Annotated in this window: 12 protein-coding genes; 3 read left to right on the top strand and 9 right to left on the bottom strand. The window is 70.9% G+C overall.

The features are described from left to right. Positions 1-51: 51 nt before the first annotated feature. Both ACQEU1_RS19360 and ACQEU1_RS19355 read right to left on the bottom strand, forming a co-directional pair. Positions 52-1,056, bottom strand: a complete 1,005-nt coding sequence (locus tag ACQEU1_RS19360) for a fatty acid desaturase family protein (RefSeq protein ID WP_433203330.1) — start codon at positions 1,054-1,056, stop codon at positions 52-54. Positions 1,057-1,087: 31 nt separating this feature from the next. Beyond that, complete coding sequence (locus ACQEU1_RS19355; protein ID WP_433212011.1) at positions 1,088-1,294, bottom strand: hypothetical protein; 207 nt, start codon at positions 1,292-1,294, stop codon at positions 1,088-1,090. Here ACQEU1_RS19355 and ACQEU1_RS19350 point away from each other — a divergent pair. Together ACQEU1_RS19350 and ACQEU1_RS19345 are read left to right on the top strand one after the other, a co-directional pair. Continuing rightward, on the top strand, positions 1,269-2,417 hold the full coding sequence (locus tag ACQEU1_RS19350; RefSeq protein WP_433203327.1) for a 4-hydroxybenzoate 3-monooxygenase: 1,149 nt from the start codon (positions 1,269-1,271) through the stop codon (positions 2,415-2,417). The genes ACQEU1_RS19355 and ACQEU1_RS19350 overlap by 26 nt on opposite strands. 19 nt (positions 2,418-2,436) lie before the next feature. Continuing rightward, the gene (locus tag ACQEU1_RS19345) at positions 2,437-4,089 is read left to right on the top strand and encodes a methyltransferase (protein WP_433203324.1); all 1,653 of its coding nucleotides are present in this window, start codon (positions 2,437-2,439) and stop codon (positions 4,087-4,089) included. Between the two features lies 1 nt (position 4,090). On the opposite strand, the gene ACQEU1_RS19340 is transcribed toward ACQEU1_RS19345, so the two are convergent. From ACQEU1_RS19340 to sigK, 3 genes are read right to left on the bottom strand one after another with little or no spacing between them, the layout of a single operon-like run. Next, a complete protein-coding gene (locus ACQEU1_RS19340; RefSeq protein WP_433203321.1) occupies positions 4,091-4,441 on the bottom strand; it encodes a VOC family protein in 351 nt (116 codons plus the stop codon). Positions 4,442-4,493: 52 nt separating this feature from the next. Continuing rightward, positions 4,494-5,219: an anti-sigma factor gene (locus tag ACQEU1_RS19335; protein WP_433203318.1), complete on the bottom strand. Its 726-nt coding sequence runs from the start codon at positions 5,217-5,219 to the stop codon at positions 4,494-4,496. Further along, entirely contained in the window at positions 5,216-5,815 is a 600-nt protein-coding gene (gene sigK, locus ACQEU1_RS19330) for an ECF RNA polymerase sigma factor SigK (protein ID WP_433203315.1), read from the bottom strand. The genes ACQEU1_RS19335 and sigK overlap by 4 nt, the downstream gene beginning before the upstream one ends. A 204-nt stretch (positions 5,816-6,019) precedes the next feature. On the opposite strand from sigK, the gene ACQEU1_RS19325 reads away from it, so the two are divergent. Next, positions 6,020-6,670, top strand: coding sequence for a fasciclin domain-containing protein (locus ACQEU1_RS19325; RefSeq protein WP_433203312.1), 651 nt, complete (start codon positions 6,020-6,022; stop codon positions 6,668-6,670). 86 nt (positions 6,671-6,756) lie between these two features. On the opposite strand, the gene ACQEU1_RS19320 is transcribed toward ACQEU1_RS19325, so the two are convergent. Genes ACQEU1_RS19320 through ACQEU1_RS19305 form a run of 4 tightly spaced genes read right to left on the bottom strand, consistent with a single transcriptional unit; the run spans position 6,757 to position 11,591 of the window. Further along, on the bottom strand, positions 6,757-7,650 hold the full coding sequence (locus ACQEU1_RS19320; RefSeq protein ID WP_433203309.1) for a hypothetical protein: 894 nt from the start codon (positions 7,648-7,650) through the stop codon (positions 6,757-6,759). A 22-nt stretch (positions 7,651-7,672) separates the two neighbouring features. Further along, positions 7,673-8,920: a pyridoxal phosphate-dependent aminotransferase gene (locus tag ACQEU1_RS19315; RefSeq protein WP_433203306.1), complete on the bottom strand. Its 1,248-nt coding sequence runs from the start codon at positions 8,918-8,920 to the stop codon at positions 7,673-7,675. Next, positions 8,920-10,485 carry an AMP-binding protein gene (locus ACQEU1_RS19310; RefSeq protein WP_433203303.1) on the bottom strand — a complete coding sequence of 522 codons (1,566 nt, stop codon included), beginning with the start codon at positions 10,483-10,485 and terminating at the stop codon, positions 8,920-8,922. Before ACQEU1_RS19310 ends, ACQEU1_RS19315 begins: the two co-directional genes overlap by 1 nt. Beyond that, positions 10,482-11,591 carry a Glu/Leu/Phe/Val dehydrogenase dimerization domain-containing protein gene (locus ACQEU1_RS19305; RefSeq protein WP_433203300.1) on the bottom strand — a complete coding sequence of 370 codons (1,110 nt, stop codon included), beginning with the start codon at positions 11,589-11,591 and terminating at the stop codon, positions 10,482-10,484. Before ACQEU1_RS19305 ends, ACQEU1_RS19310 begins: the two co-directional genes overlap by 4 nt. Positions 11,592-11,602 lie beyond the last annotated feature (11 nt).

The raw sequence follows: 11,602 nt of genomic DNA, 5'->3' as shown, positions 1-11,602 counted from the left end.
GTGAACTCCCCAGTTCGATCTGCCGAACCGAGGAAAGCAGCGCGGGTGGGGTCAGGCGGGGGTTTTGACCGACCTCTGTCCAGTTTCGGACAACGTGGCCCCGACCTCGCGCAGGTGCTCCAGCACGTAGCCGTACGACCGGAACAGGCCGCACTGGGCGTAGGAGATGCCCCGCTGCTCGCAGAAGGTGGAGACGATCACCTGCGCGTGCCGCAGCGCGGGCCGGGGCATGCTCGGGAACAGGTGGTGCTCGATCTGGTAGTTCAGCCCGCCCAGCAGGACGTCGGTGAACCAGCCGCCGCGGATGTTGCGCGAGGTCAGCACCTGCTTGCGCAGGAAGTCGAGCGTGTGCCCGGCCGACAGCACCGGCATGCCCTTGTGGTTGGGGGCGAACGAACATCCCATGTAGAAGCCCCACAACGCCTGGTGCACCAGGACGAACGCGATGGCGTAGACGGGGGAGAGCACCCAGAACACGACCGCGAGGTACACCACGACGTTCGCGATCATCACGATCCGCTCCCGGCCGGAGTGCCGGATCGAGTGCCAGTGCAGCGCGAAGCCTTCGAGGAGCAGCAGCGGGAAGAACAGGAAGGCCTGGCGGGCGGCGATCCAGCGCAGCACGCCGCTCTTCGCCTCGCCCTGCCGCTGGGTGAACGCCAGCACCGAGATGTCGACGTCCGGGTCCTCGTCCTCGTGGTTCGGGTTCGCGTGGTGGCGGTTGTGCTTGCCGACCCACCAGTCGTAGCTGACGCCGACGATGCCGCTGTGGACGTAGCCGACGACCTCGTTCCACCGGCGCGACGCGAAGATCTGCTTGTGGCCCGCGTCGTGGCCGATGAATGCGAGCTGCGTCGTCATCGCCGCGAGCACGGCCGCCACCAGGAGCTGCCACCACGAGTCGCCCAGCAGCGCGAACGCCACCCAGGCCGCCGCGTAGACCGCGAGGTTCACCCCGATGCGGGCGTAGTAGTAGCCGCGTCGTCGTTCGAGGAGTCCGGCCTGCTTGATCAGGCTGGACAGCTGGGCGAAGTCGCTCGCCGGGCGAAGCACCATTTGCGCAGAATGCCTGATGGCGGCGACGAAGTCATGCACGGCCGATGAAGTCGTTACGAAATGCGTGCGGCAGCAACGAAACCGGTACCGGGCAGTTCCGCACGGACACGATGGAGTGATCATGATCTTCATCTTCGGCGAGCCGCACGCGCGCGCCCGCGACGGTGTTGTCCAGTGCTGCCGAAATTGATCGGTAGAGAGGACCAACAGGCGTGGTCGACCACACCACCGTGCTCATCGCGGGCGCGGGGCCGGCGGGGCTCGTGTTAGGCAACTTGTTGCAGGCACAAGGGATTCGGACCCTCGTCGTCGAACGGGCAAGTCGGGCACAGGTGCAAACCCGCGCCAGGGCAGGCTTTTTGGGTCCGAACAGTGCGCGCGTACTGATCGAGAACGGGCTCGGCGCCGGATTGCTCCACAAAGGACAGTCGCACGGTGTCTGCGCTTTCCGGGGCGAGGACGGGGAGTTCGAGCTCGACTACTCCGCTCTCGGACGGGGTGAGGTGCACACCGTCTACCCGCAACAGGACCTCGTCACGGACCTGGTCGCGGAGTACCTGGACCGCGGCGGCGAGATCCGGTTCGGCGCCACCGTCACCGGCGTGGATTCCGGCACCGCCACGATCCGTTACCGCGACGAGCAGGGCGACGGCGTGGTCAGCGGCCGGTTCCTGGCCGGGTGCGACGGGAGCAACGGGATCTCGCGCACGGCGGTGGCGGGCCGGCGTTTCTCCCAGGACCACGGCATCAGCTGGCTCGCCGTGCTCGCCGAGGCACCGCAGAGCATGACCGCGGTGACGTACGCGATCCACGACGACGGCTTCGCGGGCCACATGGCGCGCAGCCCCGAGGTGACGCGCTACTACCTCCAGGTGCATCCCGGCGACGACGCGGAGACCTGGACCGACGAACGCGTCTGGGCCGCGTTGCGCACCCGGCTGCGCGTCGACGACTTCGGGCAGCTCAAGGAGGGCCCGATCACCGAACGCCGGATCGTGCGACTGCGCTCCGAGGTCGTCGACCCGATCCAGCACGACAGGGTGTTCCTCGTCGGTGACGCGGCGAGCCACATCAGCCCGTCCGCCGCCAAGGGCGCCAACCTGGCGATCATGGAGGCCGAGGTGCTGGCGTCCGCGTTCACCTCCGCTCTGCTGCGCGACGACGAACGGCCGTTGGCCGGGTACTCGCGCACCTGCCTGCCCCGCGTCTGGCGGGCGCAGGAGTTCTCGCGCTGGATGATCGACCTCCTGCACGCGCCGGACGACGACTTCCACCGCGCTCTGCGGCGCGCCCGGCTGCACAGCCTGCGCGACTGCCGCGCCCACCAGAACTTCTTCGCCGAGCACTACGTCGGCATCTGAGCCACCGGGAACCGTCACCATGATCTCGACCACAACACCCGTCATCGCCGCTGCCGACCTCGGCCGGTTGACCGCCGCGATCTCCCTCATCGGCAGGCACGACACGCACACCGCGCTCGCCGCCGCCGTGCCGTCGCTGCCGAAGGACCAGCGCGTCGCCGTGACGCGGCACGCGTCCCTGGACCACGCCGCGTTGCTGATCTTCCCGGAAACCCTGGTGGGGCTCACGGACGAGCTCGCGCGCCTCGGCCTCCAGGTCGGCACGATGACCCCGAGCGTCGTCGTCCGCGAACGCCTGAGCGCTCGCTACTCCGTGCCCGTCGCCGACCTGAACGTCGGCATCCTGCGCGCGCCCGTGCCCGACCGCAACGGCTGGCCGTGCGAGCTGGAGATCTTCGTGATGGTGACGCCGCCGGAGCTGGCGCACATCGCCGAGGACGAACGCCGGCACCAGCACGAGAACCACGTCGCGCTGGCCGTGCGCAGGCCGGACCCGGTGCTGCTGCGCGGGTTGCGCACGATGATCGCCGGCGTGATGCGCCCGGACGGCGGCGGCTACAACGGCTACGAGAACAACTCCGTCCTCTACTTCCGCGACGAGCTCAGCGCCGACACCGCGTTCCGCCGCCTGGAGCTGATCGCGGCGGGCCGGTTCCCGCAGCTGCAGGCCGTGCACCAGCGCGAGTCCTGCGCCGGCACCGAGCTGCTGCGCCTGCTGACCGGCGCGTGGGCCACGCAGGCCATCGCGACCGCGGCCGAGCTGATGCTGCTCGACCACCTCGCGACGTTCGAGGACCTGCCCGGTCTCGCGGCCGCCACCGGCACCGAACCCCACAGCCTGGCAAGGCTTCTGCGCTACCTGGCCTCGCTCGGCGTCGTGCACGTGTCCGGCGAGCGGTACGCCCTCACCGACCTCGGCGCGTTGCTGCGCTCGGACCTCACCGGGTCGATGCGCCCGCTGGCGCTGATGTACGGCGGGCCGTTCTACCGGTCGTTCGCGGAGCTCACCGAGTCCGTGCGCAGCGGCGAGGAGTCGTACGCGAAAGCCTTCGGGGCGCACCACTTCGCGCACATGGCGGGTGATCCCGCACTGGCCGAGCTGTTCCACGGGTCCATGGCCGCGAGCAACGCCATGTTCACCGGCGTCACCAAGGTCGTCGACTTCTCCCGTGCGCGCACGGTCGTGGACGTGGCCGGGGGCAACGGCGAGCTGCTCTCCCGGGTGCTGCACGCGAACCCGGCGTTGCGCGGGGTGCTGCTCGACCTGCCGAACGCGCTGGTGGCCGCCGAACCGCGCCTCGCCGACCTCGCGGACCGGGTGTCGTTGGTGCCCGGCGACTTCACCCGCGCGTTGCCCGGCTCCGGTGACATCTACCTGCTGTCGCGCGTGCTGCACGACTGGGACGACGAGCAGTGCCGCACGATCCTGGCGACGTGCGCGCGCAGCATGCCCGCGCACGCCGAGCTCCTGGTGATCGAACGGCTCCTGCCCGAGACGGGTGGGGCCGACTCGCTCGCGATCCCCTGGGACATCCACATGATGTGCAACACCGGCGGCCGCGAGCGCACCGAGTCGCACTACCGCGCGTTGCTCGCCGAGGCCGGGTTCGAGCTCGTCGAGACGAACGCGCTGCCGTTGGACGCGCACGTCATGCGCGCCCGGTTGAAGTAGCTCACCAGGCCACGAGGCAGAAGGGGTGCCCGGCGGGGTCGGCGTAGACGTCGAACGACTCGCCACCGCCGGGCAGCCTGCGCGCACCCAGCTCCAGCACCTGCTCGCCCGCGACCTCCCGGTCTTCCACGCGCACGTCGAAGTGCATGTGCGCGGTTTCGTCCGGCCAGTTCGGCGGTACCCACCCGGCGACGCGCGCGAACGCCACGCCGGGCCGGTCCGGGGCGTCACCGATGACGACCCAGCCGTCGTCGTCCTGCACCCGGACCATGCCGAGCAGCTTCTCGTAGAACTCCGCGAGGGCCCGCGGGTCAGGGCAGTCGATCACCAGGCCGTGCCAACGTCCGATCATGCGCGGCATGGTGCACCTGATTGCGGACAACGACCGCCCTGGTTGCGCGGCCCTAGGCGAGATTCATGGCCATCACCGGAATCGTCGTGGGTCGCTCCGAGCCGCCCGCCGGTTCGACCGTGAGCGCGACCCGTTCGGCGCCCGTCAGTCCCGTGACCACGGTAGGCCCCGAACCCGGCACGACGAGCCCCGCCGAGCGTTCGCCGGCGCTGCCGATCAGCCAGAGCTGGTAGGTCTTGCCCTGGGCGGGTGCCGGCAGGTTCTTGGCGAGGAACAACGCCTCGTCCCTGCTCGCCGAGATGACGGCCGTGCCGGTGGCGCCGTTCGGTGCCGTGCCGCTGATCAGCTTCGCGTCCGGAGTGGACAGCAGGTCCGAGAACCGGCTGTACTCGCTGGAGAGCTGGGCCAGCCTGCGTTCGTCGGCCGTCTCGACGTTCTGGACGGTCACGACGACCACCGCGGCGAGGCAGGCGGCGGCGAGCAGCCCGCCGGCCCACCTGAGTCTCCTGCGGTCGGCGAGCTTGGTGACGGGGACGTGCGGGGAGACCTGGCGCGTCGCGGCCGCGGCGGCGAGCACGCGGGCGCGCAGCTGCGGCGGTGGCGGCGACTCGACGGCGGCACCCAGCCGTGCGGCGGTCGCGGCCAGCTCGGCCACCTCCAGCGAGCACGACTCGCAGTGCGGCAGGTGCGCCTCGAACGCGGCGCGTTCCGTGCCGGACAACGCGTTCACGGCGTAGGCACCGGTGAGCGTGTGCAGATCCGCGGATGTCGTCCTCATCCGGTCACCCCCATGCAGTCTCGGAGTCTGATCAGGCCGTCCCGCATCCTGGTCTTGACCGTGCCGAGCGGGATGCCCAGCAGGCTCGCGACCTCCGGATAGGAGTAGCCCTGGTAGTAGGCGAGCAGGACGGACTCCCGCTGCAGGCCGGTGAGGAAGCTCAGGCACCGGCGCACCTGGCGTTGTTCGAGCCGTCCGTCGACCTGTTCGCTCACCTCGTCGAACGGCCTGGCCGGATCCAGCCGTGCCGCGCGGTCCTCGCGATGGGTCGCGGCCTGCGCGGACCGGACCCTGTCGACGGCTCTGCGGTGCGTCAGCGTGAGGATCCAGGCGGTCGCGGTGCCGCGGCCCGGATCGAACCTGGTCGCCGTCCGCCACACCTCGAGCATCACCTCCTGGAACACCTCCTCCGACTGCGCCTGGTCCCGGACGACCCGTCTGATCAGCCCGAACACCGAGCCGGACACCACGTCGTAGAGCCGCTCGAACGCGGCCTCGTCGCCCCGTGCGACCAGGGCGAGCAGGTCGTCGGCGCTCGGGCCGACGTCACGCGGAGTGCTCTGCAGGCTTTGCAGCGCCCGCTCACGCTCAGGCATCCCAGGTCCTCTCCACAGCGTTGTCCTCAGGTGTTCGCAGCCGAAGCGCTGTTGGATCGGTCCTGAATGAGCAGGCTTCGAACAGGCGGTCACCGAAAATGGCCCGCCGGTCGGTAACGGATCGATAACCGCGCCAATCCGCTCTTCAAGGGGCGGCGAATCACGGGTAGCAACTGCCCGAACACTCCTTGGAGATGTCTCGTCATGAACAAGTCCGTCCGCAACACCGCTCTCGCCATCGGCGTCGCCTCGCTCGCCCTGTTCGGCGCGGCGTGCGGCTCGTCTGACATGGCCAGCAGCGGCAGCTCCTCGACCGCGGCAGCGCCCACCACGACCGCGTCCTCGGCCGCGGCCATGGACCCGGCCCGCGACCTCGTCGGCCCCGGTTGTGCCGACTACGCGAAGCAGGTCCCGTCGGGTGCGGGTTCGGTCGCGGGCATGGCCGCTGACCCGGTCGCCGTCGCGGCGAGCAACAACCCGCTGCTCAAGACCCTGGTCGACGCCGTCTCCGGCAAGCTCAACCCGAAGGTCAACCTCGTCTCGACGCTGAACGGCGCCGAGTTCACCGTCTTCGCACCGGTGGACTCCGCCTTCGCCAAGATCGACGCCGCGACGATCGAGAAGCTCAAGACCGACGACGCCCTGCTGACCAAGATCCTGACCTACCACGTCGTCCCGGGCCAGATCTCCCCGGACAAGATCGTCGGTGACCAGAAGACCGTCGAGACCGGCACCGTGAAGGTGACCGGCACCAAGGACGCGCTGAAGGTGAACGACGCGAACGTGATCTGCGGCGGCGTGCACACCGCCAACGCCACCGTCTACCTGATCGACTCGGTTCTCCTCCCCGCCTGATAGCCACGCGAGGACGAATTCCCGAATTCAGGTGTGAAATACGCGAACCGGGGCCGACGTGAAAGTCGGCCCCGGATTTCGCATTGTCACCGACCCGGCGGAACCGGCCCCGTGAACCGGACCTCGTTCGAGAACGCCACGTCGTGGCTCTTCACGTCGATGTCGATCCGATCACCGTCGGCGATCCGGAACCCGTCGTGGAAGCTGGCCTCGTCCGCCCCCAGCAGCACGTAGTTGACGAGCCCCGGCCGCCGGACCGCGGGGAACGAGAACAGGTGCTCGACCATGTCCCGCACCCGGTAGTACAGCGCGTCGGCCCCGCAGTCGAACGGCCCTTCCCACGCCGTGGCCCCGTCCCGGACGATCGTCACCCGCCCGGTCACGGTCCGCGGCGGCGCGTCCAGGAACAGCCAGGGCGCGACGGCGGTGTCACACAGCTTGCAGTACGGGTTGTAGCCGTTGTCCTTGCGGTGCAGCCCGATGTCGCACAGGTCGTTGCCGAACGTGTAGCCCGCGTAGTGCGGGTACCCGTCGGCGTCGTTGACGTAGACCAGCAGCACCTCGGGCTCCTCGATCAACGCCACCGGGGCGGCCGGCACGGTCAGCGGCTCGCCGGGCAGCCTCGCCCAGTCGCCGAACCCCTTGAAGAACCACTTCGGCGGCACGAACTCGTCGCCCTCGGCGAAGGTCCTCCCGTCCCACTTCTTCTTGTGGGTCCCCATGAACCCGCTCAGCAACGCGTTCCCACTGGCCGCGGGCAGCAACGGCGGCAGGAAGCGCAGCCCGGGGTCGTCGATCGACACCGAGACGGTCTTCGCACCCGAGGTGAGCGACGCCCGCAGTGCGGACGCGGAACCGTTGGCCTCCACGAACGCCTCGGCCACCTGGCCGTCGGCGACGCGGTGCAGGGTCACGGCGGGGCCGCGGTCGAAGCCCACGTAGCGGTGGCCCTCGTAGACGGCCTCGAACAGCACGGACATGAGATTCCTCCCAGGAAGTGATTCAGGCGGTGAGGCCGGACAGGACAGACTCGATCCGGTCGACGGAGGCGCGGATCCACGGCAGGTCAAGGGGATCGGCGGACTCCAGTGCCGCCAGGCGTTCGGCGTCGGACGCGCCGTACAGGTGGCTGGTCGAGGCGCGGACGCGCAGCACCTCCGCGGGTTCGCCGAACGCCGACCCCGCCAGCAGGCCGATCCCCGCCCGGCTGAACCAGGCGGCGAGGTGTTCGCAGCCGTGCACGGAGTGGACCTGGGCGAGCGGTGCGCGCAACGGCTCGAAGTCCGGGTAGAGGTAACAGGTGGCGCGGACGGGTGCGAGCGACGCACCGGCCGCGACGAAGAGCGAACCGACCGCGCGGGCGACCGTCTCATGTAGACGACGGCTCGCCGCCACGCGCTCCAGAACCTCGGCGGGCTCACCGAAGGCGTAGGCGGCCGCGGACTGGACCGGAGCCGGTGTGCTGGACCAGATCTGGCTGGCGATCGACACGAGCCTGGAGTGCAGCGCACGGCCGAGCTCGCCGGCGGGCAGCCGGGCGACGCCGGTGCGCCACCCGCCGACGGCGAGGTTCTTGGTGAGCCCTGTGGTGACCACCGTGCGTTCGGGCGCGGCACGAGCGGGCGAGACCGCGGCCGGACCGTAGACGAGATCGCAGTAGATCTCGTCCGACACGATGACGAGGTCCAGTTCCCTCGCCACAGCGGCAAGACGACGCACCGTCAGCTCGGACGCCACGGTGCCGGTGGGGTTGTCCGGCACCGTCACCACGACGGCGCGCGGGTCCTGCCCGGCCGCACGGGCCGTGACGACCGCCTCGCGCAGCAGGTCCGGGTCCGGCACACCACCCTCACCCACGGCCACCGGCAGCGGCCGCACCCCCGCCAGCACGGCCTGCGACGGGTAGCTCACCCACCCCGGCACCGGCACGACCACGTCGCCGCCGATCGCCAGCAGCAGCGCGAACAGCAGCGGTTTGCTGCCGGGCCCGGCCACGACGAGGTCCGGATCGGTGTCCAGACCACGCCGCGACCAGTACCCGGCCGCGGCCGAGCGCAACGCGGGGCTGCCCTCCACCGGACCGTAGGAGGTCGAACCGGCCGCCTCGGCGAGCCGGGAACGCAGCTCGGGCAGCACCGGCAGGCCGATCTCGCCGCTCGCCAGCGAGATGACCTGCTCGCCGGCCGCACGCCGGCGGGCGAGGTCCGCGTCGGCCGCCAGCGTCGCCGACATCGCCACGGGCCGGGACATCAGGCCGCTCCCGCGTACCGGGCGCGCAGTTCTGCCTTGCGCACCTTGCCGGTCAGGGTCTTGGGCAACGCGGGCAGCAGCTCCAGCCGGTCCGGCAGGAAGCGCGGGTCCTGCCCGGCGTCCAGCAGGTGCGCGCGCACCTCGTCGAGCGACGGCCCGGCACCGCGGGGCACGACCACCGCGCAGATCACCGAGTCGAGCCCGACCAGCGCTGCCTCGACGGCCGAAGGATGGCTGCCGATCACGGCTTCCAGCTCGGTCATCGGGGCCACCCGGCCGTCGCGCAGGATCGCGTCACGGGCCCGGCCGATGATGCGGATGCCGCCCTGGCCGTCGTGCCGCGCGAGGTCGCCGGTGTCGAACCAGCCGTCCGCGTCGAGCTGCTCCGCGAACACCTCCGGCCGCCCGTAGTAGCCGAGCGCCAGCGCCGCCCCGCGCACCCGCAGCCGGCCCACGCCGCTCTCACCGTCCACAGCGGACAGGTCGATGCGGAGCTGCATGGCGTCGATGGACACGCCGTTGCTGTGGGCCGCCCGGTCCGCGGCCGCCGAGGGGCGGGTCATCGTCACCGGACCCATCTCCGACATGCCCCACAACGAGTAGGTGCGCGCGCCGAGGTGGTCGCGCACGTCGTCGACGAGGTCGCCGAGCACCGGCGCCGAACCGATCACGACGTGCTGCAACGTCGGGGTGGCGCGCTTGTCGTGCCGTTGTGCCTCGACCACGTCCGCCACGGTGGCCGGCGGGCCGTAGAGCAACGTCGCGCCGTACCGCTCGACTAGGTCCAGCAGCACCTCGTTGCGCCGCACGTCCTGGAACGTCACGGTGCCGCCGAGCAGCACCCCCGCCAGCACGCCCTGGGCGAACCCCGAGTAGTGGATCAGCGGGGTCGACACCGCGGCGACCCACGTGTCGTCCAGGCAGTAGGCGTCGACGTACCCGCGCACCGCCGCGTGGACCGTGTTCGGGCTGTGCAGCACACCCTTGGCCGGGCCGGTGGTGCCCGACGTGAACAGCACGAGGAACGGGTCGTCCGCGCCGACGGCGAGCCCGTCGAGCGAGACCTCCCGCTCCACGGCCACGAACGACGAGTGGAACGACGCGTCGTCCACCGACAGCACGTGCTCCAATGTGGACAGCTCGGCCCGCAGCCGCGCACCGATCTCCGTCTCCACCGCGATGAACACCGGCGCCGAGGTCAGTTCGAGCCGGTGCCGCAGCTCGGGTTCGGGGCAGACAGGGGAGATGGGGCAGATCACCGCGCCGACGGCCATGCAGGCGAAGATCAGCGGCACCATCTCCCACCGGTTCGGGAGCTGCACGGCCACCACGTCACCGCGCCGCACGCCCAGGCCGAGCAACGCGGCCGCGAACCGGTCGGTCAGCGCGGCCAGCTCGGCGTAGTCGAGCGTGTCGGTGCGCGACTCGGTCACCCGCCTGCCCGCGATCGCGAGCTTGTGCGGGCGTTCGCGGGCCTGCGCGCGCAGGTCGTCGAGGAAGGTCTGCTCCCGCCACCAGCCGAGCGCGCGGTACTCGGCGGCCAGGTCGGCGCTCCTGGCGTTCACCCGCGCTCCTGCCTGCGCACCGCGAGCAGCTCCGGCAACGGGTCGCCCGCGCGGGCGGCGGCGATCTCCAGCAGGTCCCGCGTGTTGCGCGCGACCCGGTCGCTGATCCAGCCGAACACCCAGTCCTTGCGCGCCTGCGCCGGCAGCTCGAACGGCACGACCCGCGTCACGGCGAGAGCGGCGGACCCGGCGCCGCCGATGTTCGCGATCACGCCGGGCACCAGCACGGCACCCGACCCGGCGATCTTCTCCTTCGCCACCACGCTGGAGGCGATGTTCGCGCCCTCCACCACCAGGCCCGCCCGCAGCCGGTGCGCGTTCTCGGCGTTCAGCGCGTGCTTCTGCGCCGCCAGCACGAGGATGTCCGCGTCGACGTCGAGCCACGCGTCCGGCTCCTCGGACACCTTGACGTGCGCGGGCAAGCGCGACCGGTCGATGCCACCGAACTCGTCGGTGATCGCCACCAGGTCGTCGACCGGCAACCGCTCCGCGCTGACGGTGCCCAGCACGTCCGCGACACCGACGACCACGTGCCCGCGCTCCTCCAGGAACCGCGCCACCGCCCGGCCGACCGCGCCGAAGCCCTGCACGACCACGCGGGACGACCCGGTGCGCCCGCTCGCCTCCAGCGCGGTCACGGCCGCGACGCCGACGCCGTGCCCCGTCGCGTCGATCAACGGGTTGTAGTAGGTCTCCCAGTCGATCGGCATGTCGGGCACACCGGTGCGGTGCCGCGGGTCGTAGCCGGACTCCGCGAAGAACACACCCCGGTCGTTCGGCGTCACGCCCATGTCGATGCCGAGGTGGATACCGCCGTGCAGCAACGGTTTCACGGTCCGGCCGAACGTGCGGAACGTCGTCTCGCGGTCGGCGCCGGTGGCGACGATCCCCGCCTTCGCGCCGCCGATCCGCAGTCCGGCCAGCGTGAACTTCTCCGTCATGTCCCTGGCGAGGCCCGCGACCTCGTCCTCCGTCACCCCAGCGGTCATCCGGGTCCCGCCCATCGCGAGACCGTCGACCAGGGAGTCGACGACCACCCAGCCCTTGATGTCGCCACCGCTGCCGTTCAGGTGCACGGTGAAAGCGGGCTGCTCCACAACGCTCATTGCCCAGTCCT

It is taken from the genome of Lentzea sp. CA-135723, assembly GCF_050936595.1.
Classification (GTDB): domain Bacteria; phylum Actinomycetota; class Actinomycetes; order Mycobacteriales; family Pseudonocardiaceae; genus Lentzea.
The sequence above is the reverse complement of the archived record's forward strand: the minus strand, read 5'-3'. Positions and strand labels throughout refer to the sequence as shown.